The organism is Lactobacillus sp. WILCCON 0058, assembly GCF_057198005.1.
Map to the genome: position 1 here is coordinate 1,626,102 of NZ_JBUBHM010000001.1, position 22,757 is coordinate 1,648,858.

Consider the following 22,757-nt stretch of genomic DNA (forward strand, 5'->3'; position numbering starts at 1 on the left):
AGACATCTAGCGATTATTATAGTCGGTATTTTGTTAGATGTCTAGCAATTTGAAAAAGAAACAGCGCCAAGGCTGGGGGACCTTGGCGCTGCTCGCGTGCTTAGAAGAGAAATTTAATTAAGCTGAATTTATGTTATGGATTAATGCTTGCGCTTCTTGCCGCCCAAGAGGCCGAAGAGTGAAGTCAGGGTTACCAGGCCCAGACCTAAGGCACTAAGCAGGCTGGCCTTTTCTTCATCGGCGCCGGTTTGCGGCAGCTGGCTGGCAGTTGCAGTCTTGTTTGGAGCAGGAGTCTGCTTGCCAGTAAGTGTGGTTTGCTTTGGACTTGCCGGAGTAGTAGTTGGGTTTACCGGAGTCGGGTTGTTTTGGCCTGATGGGGATGCAGGCTTTTGTGGTTGACTCGGAACCTCTGGCTTGTCCGGAGTAGTTGGAGTTTCTGGGTTGGATGGAGTATCTGGATTACTTGGTACTTCTGGAGTAGAAGGAGTAGTCTTCTTAGCGTATGGCACCGGAGTATCTGCAGTTGGATCTGCCGGAGTTACGCTTGGCACGTCAGTAGTCCAGCCAGGAACTTCTGGGGTTGGTTCATTTGGCAGAACCTTAGTTGGATCAGTTGGGTCATTCTTGTAGCTTGGCGTGTCGGCACCTGGGATTGGAGTACCGTTTTCGTCTACAGGGATGATCTTGCCGATCTTCTTGTAAGTGAAGACAGCAGTCTTGTTGCCGTCAGTGAAAGTACCAGTCGTGTCAGTAGTCTTAACCAGTACGTAGCCTTCTACAACCTTGGCGTCCTTAGTTACGTCGTAAGAATCACCATTCTTGTAGTCAGTACCCTTGTTTACGCTTGGTTGCAGTTCGTTGCCGTTTTCGTCAACAAACTTTTCAGTCAGGCCGTACTTAGCTGCTGGAGTTTCTGGAGTTGAAGGAGTTTCCGGAGTGGTCTTCTTAGTGTAAGGAACTGGAGTATCCTTAGTCGGATCTTCCGGAGTCACGTTTGGAACGTCGGTAGTCCAGCCTGGTACTTCTGGAGTTGGTTCGTTTGGAACCACCTTGCTTGGGTCGTCTGGGTCGTTCTTGTAGCTTGGAGTGTCCGCGCCTGGGATTTCGTTGCCGTTAGGGTCAACTGGAACAATCTTGCCGACCTTCTTGTAAGTGAAGACTGCGGTCTTATCGCTGTCACTGAAAGTGCCAGTCGTGTCAGTAGTCTTAACCAGAACGTAGCCAGTGATTACCTTGGCGTCGCTAGTCACGTCGTAGCTGTCGCCTGACTTGTAGTCAGTGCCCTTGTTCACGCTTGGCAGCAGTTCGTTGCCGTCTTCGTCAACAAACTTTTCAGTCAGGCCGTACTTAGCTGCTGGAGTTTCTGGGGTTGAAGGAGTTTCCGGAGTGGTCTTCTTAGTGTAAGGAACTGGAGTGTCCTTAGTTGGGTCTTCCGGAGTTACGTTTGGAACGTCAGTGGTCCAGCCTGGTACTTCTGGAGTTGGTTCGTTTGGAACCACCTTGCTTGGGTCGTCTGGATCGTTCTTGTAGCTTGGAGTGTCCGCGCCTGGAATTTCGTTGCCGTTAGGGTCAACTGGAACGATCTTGCCGACCTTCTTGTAAGTGAAGACAGCGGTCTTGTCACTGTCAGTGAAAGTACCAGTCGTGCCAGTAGTCTTAACAAGTACGTAGCCTTCTACAACCTTAGCATCCTTAGTTACGTCGTAGGAGTCGCCAGTCTTGTAGTCAGTACCCTTGTTTACGCTTGGCAACAGTTCGTTGCCGTCTTCGTCAACAAACTTCTCAGTCAGACCATACTTAGCTGCTGGAGTTTCGTTCTTAGTGTAAGGTACTGGAGTGTCCTTGCCTGGATCTGCTGGAGTTACAGGGCTTGGATCTACTGGAGTGTAGTTTGGAACATCTGGAATTGGTTCATTCGGAACTACCTTAGTTGGATCGTTAGGGTCCGTTGGGTAAGTTGGAGTGTCTGCACCTGGGATTGGAGTACCGTTAGGGTCAACTGGAACAAGCTTGCCGTTTGGTGAGTAAGTTACAGTTTCTTCAACGTCTGGGTTGTCTACAGTTGCAGTCAGACCACCTGCTACCTTCTTGTCTGCGTGGTAGCCATCTACTACTGGAGTGTCTTCAGTACCGAAAGTCTTAGTACCTGTCCAGCCAGTAGTCTTGACAACTTCGCCAGTTACCTTGTCGATCGTGTCAGTCTTGCTGAAGGCATCCTTCTGAGTTTGAACCTTGTCAGCTGGAGTGTCATCGCCCGCACCTACGTAGTGGATAGTTTGGGTTGCATCCTTGTAGCTGGTAGTTTCTTCAGTTGCGTGCTTCAGGTGAACAACGAAGTCGTTGCCTTCCTTAGCGTAAACCTGCTTACCATCAGTGAAGTCGTTTGATACGAGTTCGTAGCCTTGGTCTTCGTAGCTCTTGATCTTGTCAGCAGTAGTGTAGTTAATCTTTGAGCCTACAGTACCCTTCTCAAGATCTTCGCTGCTCAGAGTCTTGCCAGTAGTGTCGTCAACGTACTTGATAGTACCAGTTACCACTTGGTTGTAGACAACTGGAGTGTCCTTGCCTGGATCTGCTGGAGTTACAGGGCTTGGATCTACTGGAGTGTAGTTTGGAACATCTGGAATTGGTTCGTTCGGAACTACCTTAGTTGGATCGTTAGGGTCCGTTGGGTAAGTTGGGGTGTCTGCACCTGGAATTGGAGTACCGTTTGGATCTACTGGAACGATCTTACCGTTTGGTGAGTAAGTTACAGTTTCTTCAACGTCTGGGTTGTCTACAGTTGCAGTCAGACCACCTGCTACCTTCTTGTCTGCGTGGTAGCCATCGACTACTGGAGTGTCTTCAGTACCGAAAGTCTTAGTACCAGTCCAGCCAGTAGTCTTGACAACTTCACCAGTTACCTTGTCGATCGTGTCAGTCTTGCTGAAGGCATCCTTCTGAGTTTGAACCTTGTCAGCTGGAGTGTCATCGCCCGCACCAACGTAGTGGATAGTTTGAGTTGCATCCTTGTAGCTGGTAGTTTCTTCAGTTGCGTGCTTCAGGTGAACAACAAAGTCGTTGCCATCCTTCTTGTACACTTGGCTGCCATCAGTGAAGTCGTTTGATACGAGTTCGTAGCCTTGGTCTTCGTAGCTCTTGATCTTGTCTGCAGTAGTGTAGTTAATCTTTGAGCCTACAGTACCCTTCTCAAGATCTTCGCTGCTCAGAGTCTTGCCAGTAGTGTCGTCAACGTACTTGATAGTACCAGTTACGACTTGGTTGTAAGGTACTGGAGTATCTTCACCTGGGTTAGATGGAGTTACAGGGCTTGGATCTACTGGGGTGTAGCCTGGAACTTCTGGAATTGGTTCGTTTGGAACCACCTTAGTTGGATCGTTAGGGTCCGTTGGGTAAGTTGGGGTGTCTGCACCTGGGATTGGAGTACCGTTAGGGTCAACTGGAACAAGCTTACCGTTTGGTGAGTAAGTTACAGTTTCTTCAACGTCTGGGTTGTCTACAGTTGCAGTCAGGCCACCTGCCGTCTTCTTGTCAGCGTGGTAGCCGTCTACTACTGGAGTGTCGACAGTGTTGAAGGTCTTTTCACCTTCCCAGTCAGTGTATGACAGAACCTTACCAGTCACCTTATCGATAGTAACAGTCCGAGTGAAGGCATCCTTCTGAGTTACAACGTTGTCAGCTGGAGTCTTGTCACCTGCGCCTACGTAGTGAATAGTTTGACTTGCGTCCTTAACCAGGTTCTTCCGGTCAGTTTCTTCACCGTAAACTGGGCTGTTAGGGTCGTTAGGGTTGATCGGTTCGCCTGGAGTTACAGGGTTCGGATCGTTTGGAGTGATGGTTTGAGTCTTGTGCTTCAGGTGAACAACAAAGTCGTTGCCATCCTTCTTGTACACTTGGCTGCCATCAGTAAAGTCGTTTGAAACGAGTTCGTAGCCTTGGTCTTCGTAACTCTTGATCTTGTCAGCGGTAGTGTAGTTGATAGTTGAACCAACCTTGCCAGTTGGCAGAGTGTCGCTGTCAAGTTCTACACCAGTAGTGTCATCGATGTACTTGATAGTACCTGACACTTGGTTGTTGCTGTAAGTTACAGTGACAGTAGTATCAGCTTGGCCTGGAGTTACTACCAGTGATGAAACGTTTGAAATATCAACCTTGTCGTAACCTACTGAGCTTGGGTCTGCTGACTTAACTGCTTCCAAAGTCTTTTCGGTTGGAAGCCATGCACGATCTGCACTTTCAGTGTCAACCTTGCCATCGTTGTTAGTGTCGTAACCAAGGATCTTGCCAGTTACCTTGTCAACGATTGCAGTCCGAGTGAATTCAGCAGTTTGTTCGTATGAGCTAGTGCCATCTGGTGAACCGTTAACCGCATTGCCGTCTTCGTCAACGTAGTTGATGGTCCGCTTAACAGTTGAAGTCAAGTCATCCTTTGACACGCCATCTGGGTAGTTTACGTCCCCCTTAGGATTGATTGGTTTGCCTGGAGTCTTTGGATCAGTTGGAGTTACTGGCGTGGTTTGGTGGCCGTAGTATACCTTTTCCGTTACATCGGTGGTATTGCCGTCAACAGTTACCGCTGCAACTGAAGCTCTATCTGGTGCAGTGTAGCCATATTCTGACAGATCTGCAGAGTCCTGTTGAGTCCAAGTTTGTGCATCAACATTCCAACTATCGTTAATCGTGTAACTTGAGCTATCAGCTGAGATAGTACCGTAGCCAACAAAGTTGTTTTGGTCATCGTAGATCTTGTTACGGTTCAGCGTTGCGGTTTGAGTAACCGTTGATTCCAAGTTAGAAGGAATTGGTTCACCAGTTACGCTGTCGTAGTATTCGATCGTCCGAGTTACGTTCTTAGTTTCAGCTTCAGTGTGGTAAGTTACCAATTCGTAAACGTAGTAAACGTCATTAACAGTGTTGGAACTAATACGACCAGTTTCGTCAGATGGAGTTACGTTGTAAGTGTAACCGTTGACTTCTGTCGTACCAGCGGTTCCCTTAGACTTGTCACTCATAACGTAACGGTAAGTCTTACCGTTAACAGTGATGGTTTCTGGCTTGTAAGTTGAGCCAGATACGTCATAAGTAGTGTTGTTGCTTGAGTTTTCGTAAGCAGTTACTGGTGATTGAATTACAGTGCCATCACTGGTTACATAGTTAACGCGAACTTGGCCTTGTGGAGCGTAGTAGTAGTCAACTGGCTTTTGACCTTCTGGGTTAATGTTAAGCAATAACCAGTTAAATACGTACTTGCCCACCATTTGCTCATCGGTAAAACCAGCAGCCTTAGCTATCTCGTCTGTAATAACGAACGCTCCCTTTTCGTGAGAACCATTATAATTTGCAAGATTATTACCAGTAGTAGACCATTCACCAGGCTTCAGCTCTTCACTAGTAAAGACAACCTTCCAAACATCAGGATTATTAATATCATCAAGGCTCGCACCATTTAGAGCCATGCGAATACTGATAATGCTACTACCGTCAGTACTCGTGATCAAACTAGTCCGAACCATTTGAATGTAATTTGAATACTTTCTTGGGGTAGGAACTAAAAGATCACCGACTGTATAGCTACGCTTTAAAGTGCTAGTTGTTTCGGAAGGGACGGATACCAAGTCATAACCAACGAAATCACGCAGACCTGACGCGGTATAGATTGAACCCGGTCTACCGGTTTCATCGTATGTTGCTAATACGGTTTCATTACCGGCAGCGTCCTTTGCAATGTAGCGTGTTTCAATAGTACTTGCATCCGGATAATTGAAACTGATAGAGGTCCCAGAAGTTTGATTATCGCTGTCTGCTTGATATACAGCCGTAGAGTACATTGGACCATTATTAGCATCAATTGGGCTGGCATCAAATTTAATAGCCTTTGTAGTTACACCATTGACAACATTTTCTGCATATGAGTATTGGAACGGATTACCGTTTGTAGAATTTAATGCATCAATGGTCTTGTTTAAATCACCCGGCTTGGCTGAGCTTTCCCAAAGAACTGTGTCTTGATCTGCATCAACCAATTGAATATAAACAGTGTCGTCATATACTCCGTTAGTAGCTTGAGCTGCTGTTGATACCCGGATATAGTAATTTGTTCCATACGTTTGGTTATAACTGGTAAGACCACTAGTATCGATTGGCCCTAAGCTGAGAATCCCAAAAGTGTAACGCCCTTCAGTTGGATCAGCCTTGTAGCCGGATGGAATCTTTGAACTATCCTGTTTAAGACTTGCTCCATTAGCGTCGCTCATCTCAGGGGAAACATCGCTGTCAGTTAAGCCTTTGGCCTTAGCTTCGTCAGTAAGCTTGCCTTCTGCAGACGCAGCATCATCAGTAGTAGTGGAGGTACTTGCAGTAGTAGTTGAAGCGTCCGTAGTTGCTGCAGTAGCAGTAGCCTTTAACGAGGTAGTTGCTTCTGAAGTTGAGTCAGAAGTTGCTGAACTAGCTGACTGATCTGCACTGGAGTCACTAGTTGCAGTTTCAGTCTTATTTTCACTGTTCGTAGATTCAGTGGATGCAGTCTTAGCCGTGTCAGTTGCTGAATCAGTAGTAGTGGATTCACTTTTACTGTCACTAGTTTCTGAAGTAGTGCTTTCAGTTTTAGTATCTGAACTGTCAGTTGCAGTTGACTTGTCGCTTGAGTCAGTGCTTTCTGAGCTGGTAGTCTCAGTGCTGTCACTAGTACTTGAACTGTCAGTAGTAGCAGTCGTTGAAGCAGTATCAGTTGTTTCTGAGCTCTTAGTGTCAGTGTTCTCTGAGCTGGCAGTAGTGCTAGTTGCATCCCCTGACGTGCTCGTATTTTCACTGCTCGTAGTAGCAGCCGCAGTCACAGCAGTTTCAGCTGGAGTAGTAGTATCCGCTGAAACAGTACCCCCAGTAGTCAGCATGAATGACACACCGATCAAGGCTGATGCCAAACCGAAGCTGTATTTTCTAAAACCAAAACGCTGCTTTTGCTCAAGCTTGCGTTCTTGAAGTTTCCGGTTGTTCTTGGACAACATATTTCTTCCTCTTTCTGTTTGAATTTCTCTTCTAAACTATAGTCTAAGTTTGATTTAAGTCTATAGTCTTATAACCTGCTAAATATCATAACACAACATAAACCATTTTTTAACACTATGATTATACTAATTTACTTACCCACCCTTTTATTTACGCAACCGTTTACACTTTTGCTGTGCCGCTATTTGCGCCACCAAAATCCACTTTTCTCCCTATAGAGAAACTATAATATCGTAACCTTTTGCTAATAAAATAAGGGATCTTCCCACGGAAGATCCCTTATTTCTCGGTCTAAATCCAAATTTTTTCTTGCTTTTTTCTAAAAAGCCGCTACATCCCTGCAAAAGCCAGCAGCTTCTTCTGGAATTTGCTGCCTAAAGCAACTGCTGCTAAAAGCAAAGCCAAAATTCCACTCACTACAAATGCGTTAACGTGGAATACCGCCGTCAAACTGTTGACTACAAAAGGACTGACCACCCCGCCGATGGAGTTGATCGCCTGGTATACCCCGAGCGCCATCGATGTGCTGACCGGGTCAACCACGATTGAAATCAAGTAGGCAAACTGCCCCATGGCAATACTCATCGCTGCTCCGACAACAAAACTCCCGGCAAAAATCCCAAATAAATTGTGGCAGAGGCCAATCAAAATATATGACAGACCGTACAGGAAGAAGGCTAAAGCAATGGTCGAATGCGGGAACTTCTTCCCGATCTTACCGACAATAAAGCCGCACAGCATCCCCCCGATCAAGGAAATAGTTGACGTGAGTGCCGCCTGCGCGGTTGACCCCAGCTTCTCCTCAGCCACAAACAAGGAAATATTGTTGTTCAAAACATTGTTCAAAAGCATGGTGCAAAAGGCCCAGCCCGCGCAGCCAAAGACATACTTGTTCAGCTGGATCTTGCCGGTCTTTGCTCCTGCCCGCCCGTCATCAACCGGCAGCGGGTTCAAAGGAACCAAAGCCAAAACGGTAATCAATACCAGTACCGCGAACAAATAGATCCAGTAGTTGGCAACCCAGCCGCTCTTGCTGGCCAAAGAGCCGCCGCCCATGATGAAGACAATCCCCCCTAAGTTGGTGAAAGTCGTAGTCAAGCCCATCGTGCTCTGCCGCTCAGCCGCCGGCAGCATGCTGGCAATCAACACTTGTGACAGGTTGGTGCAGGCCCCTTGCCCTAAACCTACCAGACATGAGCAGACCAAGAGGAAGGCGAAGCTGCCATGATAAAACAGAGGCAGAAGGCCACCCACGCAGCAGAGTATGATCATGACGATCGTCAAATTCTTCAATTTGATCTTGCCAGCCGTCAACTTCCCCATCAAAAGCCCGGCCAGCATCATGAACAAGTTTGGCAGTGACGTCAGCATCTGCACTGCCGTGGCGCTTAAGCTGAAGGACTTGGCAATCGCGTTATATGACGGCGTAATCGCCAAAGCCGCCATTCCCATGGCACTGACCGCCAAAACACCGATTCTGGTCTTGGACACATAAGCTTGATCAGCTTTTGCCGTAACTGTTTCTCCCATCATCATCACCGCCTGTCTATTTCTTTAAGTCTTCTGCCGCGGCTAAACCTGCCAGGCGGCCGGAAGTCCAGGCAAAGCCAGAAGCCAGCCCTTCATAAGCCGGATAGCTCTGCCCTTCATAGTAGCCGCCCGCGTTGGCACCGCCGGCGTACAGGCCCTTGATTGGCTTGAAGTCAGCGTCCAAAACCCGCAGGTGGTCATCAACTCTGACCCCGCCAACTGTCCCCAGGTAGGCTGCCTGGGCCTTAAAGGCATAAAATGGCCCTTCTTCAACGCTGTAGACCAGACTTTCCTTGCCCTTGGCAAAGGCCTTGTCATCTTGGTCCTTAATTGCCTGATTGTAGTCAGCTACAGCCTTGGATAAATTATCTTCGTCAAAACCAGCCTTTTCTGCCAAGTCGCTGAGGCTTTCGCCCTTAAAGGCCGTTTCGTTAGCTACAGCTTCTTCTGCCAGCTCAATAAAGTCGCCAGGCTTGTCAGTTGCCCCAGGACCTGCCTTAGACACAGTCAGCTTGGTGCCCTTGGTGTATTCGTTCAAAGTCTTGGTGTCAACGATGATATAGTACATCCCGCCGACGTTGTAAGCAGCGTTGGCCCACAAAACCGTATCGTAAACCGTGTTTTCATCGGTAAAGCGGAGGCCGTTTGGATCAACCCACATCAAAGGAGTGAGAAGCAGCCGGGTCAAAGGATTGTCTGAAAAGCCGGCCAGGTGCTTCTTGGAAGTGTTCTGGGTTACCTTGGACTTGGCCAGTTGTGAAGCGTGGATCAGAGCATGAGAGTCAATGTTGACGGCGCCGGCCTTTTCCAAAGCCGTCATCCCTTCGCCCATGTTTGGCACGCCCAGGCCCCGCATCCGGTCGGTGTGCATGAGCTTGGCTACCCGGTCCTTGTCGCCGCCAAAGCCGCCAGTGGCCACAACGACTGCTTTTGCATGAACGATTACTTCTTCACCATTTTCGTCAACTGCCGTCAAGCCGCAGATTTCCCCTGCTTCATTTTTCAGCAAGTCCTGCATGGTCGTCCCAAAGAGAAATTCCACGCCTTTTTCTTCAACTGACTTCTGTACTCTGTCCCAGGATTCCGGCTTGTTTTGGTACATGTGGTAAGAACCGCCGGCATATGGATTGTCCAGGTGGGCAAACTGGGTGGTCTGGCTGGTCGGGTTCAGCTTGATCTCCATACCGAGGCTCTCAATTTCTTCCAGAGTCGGCTTGGCGTTTTCCACGATCCGCCGGGTCAGTGGCCCGTTGTTCAAGTAGTGGTTGTACTCGTTTAATTGCCGGATGGCTTCTTCCGTTGACAGCTTCAAACCAGCTTCCCGTTGCTCCTTGGTGTCAATGGCGAAAAAGCCGCTGGAGATCTTGGTGTTGCCGCCTGCCTGGGCCTGCTTTTCAACAACCATTGTCTTAAGCCCCTGGCTTGCACCCGCGTCAGCTGCCGCCATCCCGGTACCGCCACAACCTGCTACGACCAAATCAACCGTGTATTCTTTGCTCATCTTAGTTTCCTGCCTTTCAAAATATTGCTTTTCTTCTTGATTTCTTTTTCATCATACTTGGAAAGGTGTTACAATTTAAGCGCTTAAGTTATCCTAAAATTTGTGCTTAAATATCTTTATTGTGAAAGGACTTAGCTATGCTGAACGTAAAGCGCCTGACTGGCGAACAAGACTTGACCACGACTACTTCCCCCTATGCTAGAAAAAGCAGCCATACATTTCATATTGACCTCCTGGAATGCTTGACTGATGCCGTATTGTCTGCCGATAAGCGCCTCTTCTCTTTAAAAAAATTCGACATCATCGTCGCCACTGGTTTCAAAGAAGTCCACTTGTCTCCTTTAGCTGAAAATAGCAAAGCTGGTACTTCTGCCTCCTTCCGCCTCCTCCAAATTGATTTGGCCTACCCGGACCCTCTTAACCAGTACTTAGTTGCCGATAACGCCTTGATCCATGACTTAATGAATGACAAGTCCGGCAAATATGCCTACATCGTTTTTCAAAATCTGACTGATGGGATGACCACTGGCTATATCAATTTGCTTGAGCTTCTGGCAAAAAGAGACAAAGACGAATACGATGACTTCCAAGTCCAGCGCCTGGCCGGCCTGCTTTTGACTGAACTGCTCCACCAGCACCGGCAGAAGATCTCCAAGAGCAGGTCAAATTTTCCAAGAAAAAATGTGCGCCACGCTAACCGTGACGCACAATCTGGCGCTATTATGACTTACCTGACCCAGCAGAATGGCCAGGTCTCTTTAAAAGAAGCGGCCCAGTACTTCGGCTACCAGGCGAATTACTTTTCCCGCCTCTGCCGCAAGCTCTTTGCTATGGACTTCGTCCACCTGCGCCGCAATATCCGGATCAACCTGGCTGAAGACCAGCTCCGCTTAACCAACAAGAAGCTGGAAGAAATCGCTTCTGAACTCGGCTACCAGGACTTGTCCAGCTTTTCCAAGGCCTTTGCCGAATCCACTGGCATCACCCCAGGCAAATACCGGAAAAAATACACACTTAATCAAATATACAACAGCTAACACTTAATACATAATACTAAAACACTTGATATACACGATAGGCTTAATACACTACATAAAGAAGCCGCAAAGAATTACAACCAGACCTAAGATGATCCGGTACCAGCCAAAAGGCTTGAAGTCGTGGGTCTGCACGTACTTCAGCAAAAACTTGATTGCCAAATAGGCAACGACGAAGGATACGATCATCCCCGTCAAAAGGATGGCCAGCTGGCTGCCGGCAAGGATACCCCCGGCCTTAAAGAACTTGACCAGCTTCAACAAGGATGCCCCAAACATGGTTGGAATGGCCAAAAAGAAGGAAAATTCAGTCGCCACGTAGCGGCTGGCGCCCAGCAGCATGGCCCCTAAAATCGTGGCCCATGATCTTGAGGTGCCGGGAATCAGAGACAAAACCTGGAAGCAGCCGATCAAGAAGGCAAAGTGCCAGCTCAAGTCACTCAGCTTCGTTACCGTCGGCTGCCGCTTGGCATAAAAGTTTTCTAAAATGATGAAAAGTATCCCGTAAATGATCAGGGTGGCGGAAATTACCTGCCAGCTGGTCATGTTTTTGTCCAGCCAGTCATTCAGCGGCAGGCCAATAACCACCGCCGGCAAAACCGCCAGAATCACTTTAAACCAGAGCAGCCAGGTCGCCCGCTTTTCCGGGCCGGACTTACTTCTGGCAAAAGGATTCAATTTGTTGAAATAAAGGACCACCACGCTCATGATGGCGCCCAGTTGGATGACCACCATGAACATGTTGACAAAGCTGGTCGGTTGGCCCAGCTTGATGACATAATCTGCCAAATACAGGTGGCCGGTTGAAGAGATGGGCAAAAATTCGCTCAGCCCTTCGATAATACCTAAAATTACCGCTTTAAAAATATCTAGCATTTATTCACTACTCTTTCCTTCTAAATTTCCAATTCCTTGTTGACCAGGCCCTGCAGCCTTTTGCCCAGCCAATTGCCTAGCAGATATAAGGCTGCCAGCAAGTCAGCCAGAAGCGACAGGCATAAGCCCGCCTGCAGCCAAAATGGTATTTCTATGGCCAGGCTGGCCGTGTTCTTTCCCTTCCAACTCATAATAGTCGCCAGACCCCCGGCCCCTGGCTTCACCTTGACCTGCTGGCCGTTTACGGTCAGCTTCGACTGCCGGTACAGAACCAGGGGCAGGCGGATTTCTCCGTCTTTACTACTGGTCCAGTTGAGCTGAACCGTCTGCCCGGCAGTCTTTTTCGTAAAGAAATGCTGGCCAAGAACTGCTTGTCTGTAAGCCGCTTCAACCTGCTTAAAGTCCCCCCCGCCAGCCGGCAAATAATCCGGCACAGTCTTGCGGGCTTTTTGTAAAAACAGACCTGGGTCCATTTTTTTAGCAGCTTGCCCGGCCAGAAGCCGGTCATCCTTGTCATTGTCACTGCCCATACTGGTCGTCTTGGACCGGGCAACGCCAGGCATGTAGCCTCTGACCGCGTTGGTATAGATCTGATTTCTTAAATAGCGCAGGTCAAAGAATAAGAGCAGGGATAAGGCTATGGCAAGGACGACTCCCAGTTGCAAGTCCAAATGCCGGTCTTCCAGCTGCTTGATCGTCAAGACCGCCCCCAAAAGCAGGAAGGCATAGGCCAAACTGGCCAGGCGGGCCGGGAACTGCAAGTAGCTGGCCAAAAATGGCAGGGCCTGGCCGATTTTATCCCAAGGAGCCAAAGCTGAGCTCAGATACAAAAGCCCAGCTCCGGACAGGGTGAAGATCCGGTTCAAGCGGCTGGTAAATGTCCGGTCGAAGGCTAGAAGCAGGCAGGCCAAAATCTGCAAGGCAAAGAAGATAAACATAAGCTGGCTGAGCTGGTCTCTGGTGCTTGAATTAAGGACCAGGCCGGTCAGCTTGCTCGTTGTCTTCTGCGACAGGCGCAAGGCATTGCCAGTCAGCGACATTTTTCCTGGAGCAAGCAGCTGGTTGGTCAAGCCGAAATAGACCAAGGGCAGCCAGTAGTTCATGGTCAAAAGAAGGCAGATTCCTGCCGCTTTGACCAGCTTGATCCAGGCCAGCTTGCCCTCTTTCACCAGTCTGTAGACAGCTGCTGGCAGCAAGGCAGCCGAAAAAAGCAAAGCCGTCAGCATATGGCTCTCTAAACTGATAAAGAGCAGGATCACCAGCCGCTTGACCGGGTATTCTTGCTTTAAATCCAATAGGTCAATGATGGCAATCATGAGCCAGGGCGCTAATAGCGCCGTTATGGCGGAAAAATTGCTCCCCATCTCCCAGCGGGCCAGCCAGCCCACAGTCAGGTAGACGGCCCCGCTCCACAGGGCGGCCAGGCGGTTGCCCCCTACCCGCCGGCCTGCCCGGTACATGCCCAGGCAGGCAAAGAAGTAGACCAAAAAGCTGGTCAAGAGCTGGAATCTGTACCAGCTGCCTGCCGCTAGCAAGATCAAGCCCAGCAGGTAGGCGAAGAGGGGGCCGTAAAAGGCGTTGACAATCCGGCCACTTTGGTGAAAGCCGTAGACAGACATGAACCAGGAATAGTTGCCCGTTTTTATCTGCTGGCTAGCCTCATAAATCCGGTTGAAGTGAAAGATGCTGTCAGAGCCGATGATCAGCTGGCCCGCCCTGACTTGGGCGCTAACCAGGTAAGCTGCCAAAGCAGCAGCGATTAAGACGATAGCCAGCTCCTTCAGCCATTTTTCCATTTGCTTGTTGATCATTGCTTTATTTTTTTCTGCTTTGACTTGCCAGCTGCTTTTTGGCAAAAGTCCAGACAACCGGCAGGAAGGAAATCACGATGATGGCCAGCATGATGATGGAGAAGTGCTGACGGACAAAGCTGACGCTGCCCAGCCAGTAGCCGGCTAAAGTCATGCAGAGTACCCAGCAAAAGCCCCCGATGATGTTGAACATGAGAAAGACTTCCCGCTTCATCTGGCTGATCCCGGCAGTAAAGGGAATCAAAGTCCGGATGATCGGCACGAATCTCCCAATAGTCACCGCGCTAGGACCGTACTTAGCGAAGAAGTCGTGGCTTTCCTGCAGGTGCTTTTCCTTCACGAAGCGCTTGAAGAAGTCAGATTTCAGCCAGCTTTGCCCAAAAAGGCGGCCGCTGGAGAAGTTGACCCAGTCACCAGCAATTACGGCAGCGATGAACAGAGCCAGGGCCGGAAGCGGGTTGGCGAACTGGCTGGCCAGGAAGGCCCCCGACAAGAAAAGCAGGGAGTCACCTGGCAGGAAAGGCATGATTACCAGACCGGTTTCTATAAAAAGCAGGCCGGCAACGATGAAGTAGCTCCACATCCCAGTCTGGGCGAGCATGTTGTTGATTAAAGCAGTCATATTTTTACCTCCGTTTGTTTAGCATGCTTTAATCTTAGACAAATCCCTTCCTGCCTTATACAGACTTTTCATGAAGCAATTCTGACGTTTTTTCAGAAAAGAAATAAAAAGGCCTAACGGCGCCATTTCTGGCAGGCCGTCAGGCTTTTTTATCCCCCGAAAAAAGTCGGGATTTTTTATTTTTTGATCGTCAAACTGAAGATGCTCCCATGCGGCTCCTTGTCAGCCAAGGTCAAAGTTCCGCCCAGCAAATCAGCCATCTTTCGGGCAATGGCCAAGCCCAAGCCCGTGCCTTGAATCTGCCCCCGGACCTCGTCACTTCTGTAGAAGTAGTCAAAGACGTGCTCCTTGTCCTTGGCGCTGATCCCCGGCCCCTGGTCGGCCACGCTGATCGTCACCCTGCCCTCTTTTTCTTCAGCCTTGACCAAAACCAGTCTGGAAGCTGGCGAATACTTGCCGGCATTAGTTAAAAGGTTCAAGACAATTTCAAGCAGGCAGTCCCGGTCACTGGTCAAAACAAGCTCATCCGGGCAGTCCAGCTGGACCGGCTGGGCCAATTGGGCGCTTCTTAAAGCAGACTGCAGGGTTTCTTTTAAGTTGAAGGTCTTTTTCTCAAGCTGCCGGTGGTCAGTCCGGGCCAAAATCAAGAGTTCATCGACCATCTTCTGCATATGTTTGGCTTCGTCATCGATAAAGGCCACGGCTTCTGGGATCACCTCTGGGTGCTCGCCTCCCCGCCTTTTGATCAGCTGGGCGTTGCTGCGGATGGCCGCGATCGGGGTCCGCAATTCATGGGCGGCGTTGTTGACGAAGCTCTTTTCCTGCTCGTTTTGGTCATAGAGCTGGCCTAAAAGCTCATTGAAGCTGACGGCCAGTTCCTTTATTTCCGTCGGCTTCTCCGGCACTGGCAACTGCCCCCGGCCAGAATCAGCCGCCTTTTTGGCAGCCAGGTTCAAGACCAGCAAGGGCTGGGTAAGTTTGTCAGACAAAAAGACTGCGAACAAGACGCTGATAGCTAAAACAATGACCCAAACAAGCAAGATCGCTAAAAGAACATTCTTCACCACCTGCTTTTGCTGGTGTAAATCCACCCAGACCTGGTAGTAAATTCCCCGGGCGTGGCCAGAAGCATAGGCGTAGAGAGCATCCCCCTTATAATAGATCCCGCTAAAAAACGGCAGGGGCTGAAGGGTCTTAGTCAGCTGCTTGGCATTGGCTGAATAGTAATTTTTCCGCTTGGCATCAGACCGGCGGTTTTCCACGTGCACATAAGTCTGGCTGCTGCTCAAGCCATTGTTGACCTGCCAGTTTTTCCAGTCCTGGTCGTCGTCGATCACCGCCCCCTTCAAGCGGCGAACGATGGTCCTGGTATTGGCGCTGCTGTTAGCCAGTTCCTGCTGAACCACAGCCAGCATGGTCAAGAGGCCAAAAAGAAAGGTCAAGATGGTCGTCAAAGCCAGAAGGTTTCTGAGCAGGATGGCTGAATTACTGTTTTTCATATGATCACTTCAACATATAACCCACGCCCCGGACGGTGTGGAGGAGTTTTTCTGAAAAATTCTGGTCAATCTTCTTCCTAAGCAGGCGGACATAGACATCGACCGTGTTGGGCTGGCCTGCAAAGTCTGCCCCCCAGACCGCGTCCAAGAGCTCGTCTCTGGTTAAAACCTGGCCAGCTTGCCGCATGAACTCGCTTAGCAAAAGAAATTCCCGCTGGGTCAGCTGGATGATTTGCCCTTCTCTGATGACTTCCCGGCTCTTCAAGTTGAGAGTCAGCCCCTTGAGGGAATACTCTTCCTGACCGCCGTTTGGCCGCGTCCGCCGCAAGACTGCCTCCATCCTGGCCAAGAGCTCCTCAATGTCAAATGGCTTAGTCACGTAGTCATCTGCCCCGCTCTTTAAACCAGACACCTTGTCGCCGGCGTAGTCCCGGGCTGTCAGCATGATCACCGGGACCTCGCTGATCCGGCGGATCCGGCGCAAGACGCCCAGGCCATCCAATTTCGGCAGCATCCAGTCCAAAATGACCAGGTTGATCTCAGCCTGGAATTTTTCAAACTCCGCGACTGCCTGCTCCCCGTCCCCGGCCAAGAGGACTTGGTAGCCTTCAAACTGGAATTCTTTATTGAGGCTCTGGGCCAGACCCGGCTCATCTTCTACCAGCAAAATCGTTTCAGTCATCGCTGTCTCCTTCAAAAAAGCAGCCCCCTAAAGGACTGCTTGCTCAATTACTTTTCCAGCATTTCTTCAAATGCTACTTCGTATTTAGGAATGTCGCCGGCACCCATGAAGACGATGCAGTCGCCCTTGTAGGCCAAAAGATCCTTCAAGTTGTCAAAGTCGATGACTTCAGCACCTGGAATCTGGCTGGTGATGTCTTCACTCTTGATGTCGCCAGCCTTTTCTCTGGCTGATCCATAGATTGGCGTCAAGAAGGCCTTGTCGACCCCCTTCAGAATTTCCACGTATTCTTCTTCGAATTCCTTGGTTCTGGAGTAAGTGTGCGGCTGGAAGATGGTAACCAGCTTCCGGTCCGGGAACTTCTGCCGGGCAGCTTGAATCGTAGCCCGCAGTTCAGTTGGGTGGTGGGCGTAGTCATCGATAACCACCGTGTCACCGAAGTCCTTTTCGCTGAAGCGGCGCTTGGCCCCGGTGTACTTGACCAGGCCCTTTCTGACTACATCAAGGTCGATGCCTTCAGTAAAAGCAATAGCGATAACGGCAGTAGCGTTCATCACATTGTGATCGCCGAAAAGGTGGATGGTGAATTCGCCCAAGTCTTTCCCGTGAGCCCGGACATGGAACTTGGCCCCTTCAGTGGTCTTGACCACGTCAAAGGCCTGGAAGTCGTCACTGTCCTTCAAGCCGTAAGTGTACTTCTTGGCCGTCTTTGGCTGGATCTTCTGCAGGCGTTCGTCATCGCCCCAGACAAAAAGCCCCTTCTTGGTCTGGTCAGCCGCCGTCTGGAAGGCTGAGGCATAGTCATCTCTGTCCTTGAAGTAGTCCGGGTGGTCAAAGTCGACATTGGTCATGATCTGGTAGTCTGGGTGATATGCCAAAAAGTGCCGCCGGTATTCGTCAGCTTCGTAGACGAAGAAGCGGGAGTCCTTGACCCCCTTGCCCATCCCGTCACCGATCAAAAAGGAAGTCGGAGCGGCTTCACCCAAAACCGTTGCCAAAAGGCCGGTGGTTGAAGTCTTGCCGTGTGAGCCAGCTACGCCGATGCTGGTGTACTGCTGAACGATTTCTTCAACCGTGTCCGGGTAGCTTTGCCACTTAACGCCCTTTTCCTCGCAGGCGGCAACTTCGATGTTGTCGCTCTTGAAGGCGTTGCCCTTGACGATCACCTGGCCGCTTTCCTTGATGTTGTCCTTAGAGAAAGAAGCAACTTCAATCCCAGCGGCTTCCAGCGGATCCTGGGTGAAGGTGTACTTGTCGATGTCGCTGCCGGCAACCTTGTAGCCCAAGTCGTGCAAAATCAAGGCCAAGGAAGCCATCCCGGTCCCCTTGATCCCAATAAACCAAATTTGTTTAGTCTTGTCTAACATTTTTTCGCTCCATTTGTTTCAAACGTTCGACCCTTATTTTATCATTATTAGGCTAAGAAAAAAGAGCTCCGGGCCATAATCAGCCTAAAGCTCTTTGTTTTTTGCCGTTTTTTAACAATTACAGGGTGATGACGCCGCTGGCCAGCAGTTCGTCACACTTGGTCGGTTCAAATTCGTCACCGATCTTGAAGCTGTCTGGGACAACCATGATCCCCCGCTTTTGCGGAGCGTGGGCCAGGCCCAGTTCTCTGGCTGAGCAGATCATCCCGTCTGATTCAACCCCGCGCAAGGCGCCTGGCCAAATCTGGGCCCCAGTTGGCATCAAAGTGCCTGGCAGAGCCACAACGACCTTTTGCCCTTGGGCAATGTTTGGCGCACCGCAGACGATTTGGTGGTCTTGACCGTCGCCAACGTCGATCTGCGTTACGTGCAAGTGGTCAGAGTCCGGGTGAGCAGCGCATTCCTTAACGTAGCCGTAAACCAAAGTTGGCTTTGAAACAGTCAGCTTGTCGGAAAAGCCAACGCTGGCCAGCTTTTCGTTTAAAGCAGCCACTTGGTCTTCATCCAGCTTGACTTCGCCGTTTGGCAGCTTGTCGTAGTCCAGTACCTGGTCAACGTTAAAGAAGTTGAAGCCGGTCAATTCGCCCTTGCCGTCCGTAACCCGGGTCACGTCGGCCTTTTCTTCGAAATTGCTTTCGCCATCGCCTTGCGCCAAGATGACGATCAAAGTGTTGGGATAGCTTACTTTGTTAATACTAGTGATCATTTGATCTCAAGTCCCCTCTTATCTAGTCAAGCGACCGCAAAAATGCTTCTACTTCCTGCTTGGTCTTGCGGTCTCCATTAACTAGTCTACCAATTTCTTGCCCATCTTGGTAGACAACAAATGAAGGAATTCCCATAATGTTCATTTCCTTGCACAAGTCGATAGAACCATCGCGGTCAATCTTGATGAACTTGCTGTCGGCGAAGTCAGCTTCAATACTTGGCATGGCTGGTTCCAAAAAGCGGCAGTCTGAGCACCAGTCTGCGGAGAATTCGACAACGGTCCGCCCGCTCTTGACTAAGTCAGCCAGCTTTGCTTGGTCAACTACTTTATATTCTTCCATGTTTGCCTCCTGCTTACTTTTAATAAGAGAATCGTTTACTAGCTATTTTAACCGATTTTCCCGGAAAAGGGAAATTTTCTACTTGGCCAGAAAGCCCGCGTGCAGGCAGTAGATCGGCTGCCCCTTGCTGGCAAATTTGTGCTCATATTCAGTTTCCACGTTCTTTTCCACGATTTCTTCTTTTTCGTGGTGGAGGTCAACTGACACGAAGTCAAAGTGCATCCCGTAATTGTTCATGCTCTTGACGCTGTAGGCAAAAAGGCCGGAGTTGTCGGTCTTGAATTCAATCACCCCGTCACTTGTCAAGACTGCCTGGTACTTGGCCAAAAAGTCCTTGTAGGTCAAGCGGCGCTTTTCATGCCGGCTCTTTGGCCAGGGATCGCTGAAGTTGAGGTAGATCTTGCTGGTGGAATTTTCCCCGAAGTAGGCCACCAGGTTGGCCGCGTCGGCGCAGAGGATCTGCAGGTTGTCTAAACCTTCATCCAGCTTCTTTTTCAAGATGATGCCAGCTGCCGTCTTCTGGATTTCCATGGCCACGAAGTTGCGGTCAGGGTGCTGCTTGGCCAAAGTGGTAATAAACTGCCCCTTGCCTGAGCCAACTTCGATTTCAATTGGCTTATCGCTCCCAAAGCGGGCTGCCCAGTTGATCTTTTCCGCTGGATCCGGCCGGTCCAAGGCGCTTTCCGGATGCTCTTCTACCAGTTCGTTTGCCCAAGGCTTGTTCTTTAAACGCATGTCTTTCTCTCTGTTCTTTCTAATCTTTTGTTTTATCTATTTCTTATTTTACCGTTTGCTTTAACTTTTTTCTCTTCTGCCCTATTTTCTCCGCTTCTTGTTCTTATAGCGGGATTTTTTCGCCAGTTGCTGGGTCTTATACGGCAGGTAGATTTTTGCCAAAAGGCCGCACCAGACTAAAAGCAAAAGGCTCCAGGCAAATTGGCCCGGCATAATGGCCAGCCAGAAAATTATAATCAGCCCCGTCTGCAATAGCAAGGCCCAGGCTAAGACCCGGCTGAGTTCCTGCCCCCGGTCTTTCTGGGCAATCGGGTAGACCCGGTACATGATGTTCTGGTCATATTTTTGCCCTAAAGGCAAAAGCTGCCAGACGGTCAGATACATGACCAGGGAGGACAGAAGCAGTGACCAGACCGGATCCTGGATCATGACTGTCAATAAAAGGGCAAAGGCCGTCATCCGGGCTAAAAGGTTCAAGTATTCCGGGTCCCGCAAAAGACTCCGCCGGTACAAGAAGCTGTTTGGGCTTTCCTTGCCAAAAGGCGGCAGTAAAAAGTCCAAGTACTTGCGCCGCTTGATGTTGACCTGTCTTTCCTTGACGTCGGTAAACATGGCAAAGCCAGCGTAAACCGCCTCTTTCCGTCTTGCTTCATAGTCAATGGCGTACTGCCAATCAAAGGCGGAATTTTTCCAGGCCCGCAAGGCTAAGACGGAAATAATAGCAGCAGCCAAAAGCAGGTACAAGGCATTTGGCAGGAAATACAAATTCGCCAAAAGCAAGGCTAAAAGGACTAGCCTAATCAGCCAAGATACCTGCTTGACCTTATGGTCAAAAGTCAGGCTGCGGCTGACTGCCCCCTGCTCAAAGGCCTTGGTGAAAAAGAGGGCCAAGACCAAGCTAAAGTAGTTCAGATTGCTGAGGCCCATTTTTAAACTGGCAAAGGGATACATGATCCCGCCGGCTAAGGCTAAAAGCAGGGCCGGCAGGACCAAACTGTAGCGGCGCATGGGAGCTAGATATTCGCCCAGCCGGTCGTCAGTAGCCAGCAAGAATTGCCGGTCAGCGGCCTCTAAAAGGGTCACCAGTTTGCCCGGCAAGTAGGCCAGCCAGAGCAAGGCGGATAATACCAGGGGATAATACCAGGCCTTGACTGGCAGAACCTTCATCACCTGGGCATACCAGAACATGACTGCCCCAAAGATGAAGATCAGAGCCAGGACAAAGAAATCATTGAAAACCAGGGCCAAATACTTGGCTGACTGCTGGAAGTTACTTTGCAGTCTTTTCTTAGCTAACTCACGCATTTTTCTGCTCCTGGTACAAGAGCTGGTAGAGCTTGTCAAAGGAGTCGCTGGCCTTTAAGCCATAGTGGTCCCTAATTTCATCCAGGCTGCCGGTGAACTCGATCGTGCCCTGGTTTAAGATCGCGTAGGTCTTGATGGCCTGCTGGGCATCGGCTAACACGTGGGTGGTCATCAGAATTTCCTTGCCGGACTCTTGCGCCTCTTTGATGAGGCCGATGAAGTTGGCTACAGCCAAGGGGTCAAGGCCGGTAAATGGCTCATCGATCACTAAAAGCTGGGCGTCAGTCAAAAAGGCGGCCACGATCATGACTTTTTGCTGCATCCCTTTTGAAAAGTGGACCGGCAGCCAGTCCAATTTATCTTCCAGGCGGAACATGGTCAAGAGTTCTTTAGCTTTGTCCCAGGCCTTATCCGGATCCAGCTGGTAGGCCAGGATGGTCAGTTCCAGGTGCTCCTTCAAGGTCAGTTCCGGGTAGATGACTGGCGTTTCAGGGATGTAGGCTACCAGCTTTTTGAATTCAGCTGGCTTTTCAGCCAGGTTGATCCCGTTTAAAGTGATTTTGCCGGCTTGCGGCCGCAGAAGCCCCAGCAGGTGCTTGATGGTGGTAGACTTGCCGGCCCCGTTCAAGCCAATAAGGCCGATCGCTTCACCGGAAGCGATGGTCAAATTGACGTCTTTGATTACCGGGATGCCGCTGTAGCCCCCGGTCAAATGCGATATTTCTAGAGTCATATTTTCCCTATCTTTCTTCATGTTTTTATCTGCCTCTTATGATAGCATGGAGACATAGAGAAACTGAAAAAATAACTCATTAAAATTGATCAGAGGTAACACAATGACTAAGGCTGAATTAATTGACGACTGTTTATTCTGTAAGATTATCCGCGGCGAAATTCCCAGCTACACCGTTTTTGAAAATGACGACGTGAAGGCCTTTTTGGACATTTCCCAGGTCAACGAAGGCCACGTGTTGATGGTGCCGAAGAAGCACTTGACCAACTTCTTTGACTACAGCGCTGAAGACGCCAGCCGCTTTTTGCAATACGTGCCGGAAATCGCCAAGGCCATCAAGGCCTCTGATCCGCGGATCCAGGCCATGAACATCACCAGCAACAACGGTGAAATTGCCGGGCAAGTGGTCATGCACTCACATATCCACTTCATCCCCCGCTGGGAAGGCGACGGCATCAAGTTCTTCACCAGAAACAATGCCGACCAATACGACGAAAAGAAGTACCAGGAAGTCTGCGACCGGATCAAGGCCCAGTTTTAACTGAGGGGGTAGAAAAATGCGGAATTTCAAGCACTTTGGCCTGGGCTTTTTGCTCGGTGCAGCAGCAGGGGCAGTCTTTGCCTTCTTGCCAGATGAGAACGGCAAAAGCACCAGGGACTATCTCAAAGAAGACGCGGAAGACTTCAAGGAAGGCCACAAGGAGCTGCAAGACGGCCTCTCCCGGGCCCAGGAAGCCGGCAGCCGCTTAGCCAGTGAACTGCCAGCAGCTGAGCAGATGGTCAGCGACCTCAATACCGACGTCGACCGCTTCAAGCAGGAAGCTGACGAGGAAATCGCCCGCCTGCAGGCCAAGATTGACAAACTAAGCAGCGAGCTCAACCAGGACCTGAACGAGAGCGAAAATTAATCAGAACATGATAAAAGTGTTGAATGATTACTCTGAA

The 22,757-nt window shown here is 49.8% G+C and carries 17 protein-coding genes; 3 read left to right on the plus strand and 14 right to left on the minus strand.

What is annotated here, in order from left to right:
- Positions 1 to 140 precede the first annotated feature (140 nt).
- From ACYVUU_RS07505 to ACYVUU_RS07515, 3 genes are all read right to left on the minus strand, one after another.
- A complete protein-coding gene (locus ACYVUU_RS07505; protein WP_484500510.1) occupies positions 141 to 7,004 on the minus strand; it encodes a mucin-binding protein in 6,864 nt (2,287 codons plus the stop codon).
- A gap of 331 nt (positions 7,005 to 7,335) precedes the next feature.
- A complete protein-coding gene (locus tag ACYVUU_RS07510) occupies positions 7,336 to 8,535 on the minus strand; it encodes an MFS transporter (protein ID WP_484500511.1) in 1,200 nt (399 codons plus the stop codon).
- A gap of 16 nt (positions 8,536 to 8,551) precedes the next feature.
- Positions 8,552 to 10,036, minus strand: a complete 1,485-nt coding sequence (locus tag ACYVUU_RS07515) for an FAD-dependent oxidoreductase (protein ID WP_484500512.1) — start codon at positions 10,034 to 10,036, stop codon at positions 8,552 to 8,554.
- A gap of 137 nt (positions 10,037 to 10,173) precedes the next feature.
- On the opposite strand from ACYVUU_RS07515, the gene ACYVUU_RS07520 reads away from it, so the two are divergent.
- Positions 10,174 to 11,073 carry a helix-turn-helix domain-containing protein gene (locus tag ACYVUU_RS07520; RefSeq protein WP_484500513.1) on the plus strand — a complete coding sequence of 300 codons (900 nt, stop codon included), beginning with the start codon at positions 10,174 to 10,176 and terminating at the stop codon, positions 11,071 to 11,073.
- Between the two features lie 51 nt (positions 11,074 to 11,124).
- Here ACYVUU_RS07520 and ACYVUU_RS07525 read toward each other — a convergent pair whose 3' ends face one another.
- The 11 genes from ACYVUU_RS07525 to ACYVUU_RS07575 form a co-directional block, all read right to left on the minus strand.
- Positions 11,125 to 11,949 carry an undecaprenyl-diphosphate phosphatase gene (locus ACYVUU_RS07525; RefSeq protein ID WP_484500514.1) on the minus strand — a complete coding sequence of 275 codons (825 nt, stop codon included), beginning with the start codon at positions 11,947 to 11,949 and terminating at the stop codon, positions 11,125 to 11,127.
- Positions 11,950 to 11,969: 20 nt separating this feature from the next.
- Positions 11,970 to 13,760, minus strand: coding sequence for a hypothetical protein (locus ACYVUU_RS07530; protein WP_484500516.1), 1,791 nt, complete (start codon positions 13,758 to 13,760; stop codon positions 11,970 to 11,972).
- A 4-nt stretch (positions 13,761 to 13,764) separates the two neighbouring features.
- Positions 13,765 to 14,382: a VTT domain-containing protein gene (locus ACYVUU_RS07535; RefSeq protein WP_439775125.1), complete on the minus strand. Its 618-nt coding sequence runs from the start codon at positions 14,380 to 14,382 to the stop codon at positions 13,765 to 13,767.
- Between the two features lie 176 nt (positions 14,383 to 14,558).
- On the minus strand, positions 14,559 to 15,881 hold the full coding sequence (locus ACYVUU_RS07540) for a HAMP domain-containing sensor histidine kinase (RefSeq protein WP_484500517.1): 1,323 nt from the start codon (positions 15,879 to 15,881) through the stop codon (positions 14,559 to 14,561).
- Between the two features lie 4 nt (positions 15,882 to 15,885).
- Positions 15,886 to 16,563: a response regulator transcription factor gene (locus tag ACYVUU_RS07545; RefSeq protein WP_484500518.1), complete on the minus strand. Its 678-nt coding sequence runs from the start codon at positions 16,561 to 16,563 to the stop codon at positions 15,886 to 15,888.
- A gap of 47 nt (positions 16,564 to 16,610) precedes the next feature.
- Positions 16,611 to 17,930, minus strand: a complete 1,320-nt coding sequence (gene murC, locus ACYVUU_RS07550) for a UDP-N-acetylmuramate--L-alanine ligase (RefSeq protein WP_439775128.1) — start codon at positions 17,928 to 17,930, stop codon at positions 16,611 to 16,613.
- 118 nt (positions 17,931 to 18,048) lie between these two features.
- Positions 18,049 to 18,696, minus strand: a complete 648-nt coding sequence (ytpR, locus tag ACYVUU_RS07555; protein ID WP_484500519.1) for a YtpR family tRNA-binding protein — start codon at positions 18,694 to 18,696, stop codon at positions 18,049 to 18,051.
- Positions 18,697 to 18,718: 22 nt separating this feature from the next.
- Positions 18,719 to 19,039 carry a thioredoxin family protein gene (locus ACYVUU_RS07560; RefSeq protein WP_484500521.1) on the minus strand — a complete coding sequence of 107 codons (321 nt, stop codon included), beginning with the start codon at positions 19,037 to 19,039 and terminating at the stop codon, positions 18,719 to 18,721.
- 78 nt (positions 19,040 to 19,117) lie between these two features.
- Positions 19,118 to 19,774: a tRNA (guanosine(46)-N7)-methyltransferase TrmB gene (gene trmB / locus ACYVUU_RS07565; RefSeq protein ID WP_484500522.1), complete on the minus strand. Its 657-nt coding sequence runs from the start codon at positions 19,772 to 19,774 to the stop codon at positions 19,118 to 19,120.
- An 81-nt stretch (positions 19,775 to 19,855) separates the two neighbouring features.
- The gene (locus ACYVUU_RS07570) at positions 19,856 to 21,079 is read right to left on the minus strand and encodes an ABC transporter permease (protein WP_484500523.1); all 1,224 of its coding nucleotides are present in this window, start codon (positions 21,077 to 21,079) and stop codon (positions 19,856 to 19,858) included.
- The gene (locus ACYVUU_RS07575) at positions 21,072 to 21,812 is read right to left on the minus strand and encodes an ABC transporter ATP-binding protein (protein ID WP_484500899.1); all 741 of its coding nucleotides are present in this window, start codon (positions 21,810 to 21,812) and stop codon (positions 21,072 to 21,074) included. The genes ACYVUU_RS07570 and ACYVUU_RS07575 overlap by 8 nt, the downstream gene beginning before the upstream one ends.
- Before the next feature lie 103 nt (positions 21,813 to 21,915).
- On the opposite strand from ACYVUU_RS07575, the gene ACYVUU_RS07580 reads away from it, so the two are divergent.
- Entirely contained in the window at positions 21,916 to 22,353 is a 438-nt protein-coding gene (locus ACYVUU_RS07580) for an HIT family protein (protein WP_300616976.1), read from the plus strand.
- Positions 22,354 to 22,369: 16 nt separating this feature from the next.
- Positions 22,370 to 22,720 carry a YtxH domain-containing protein gene (locus ACYVUU_RS07585; RefSeq protein WP_484500525.1) on the plus strand — a complete coding sequence of 117 codons (351 nt, stop codon included), beginning with the start codon at positions 22,370 to 22,372 and terminating at the stop codon, positions 22,718 to 22,720.
- The last annotated feature ends 37 nt before the right edge of the window (positions 22,721 to 22,757 follow it).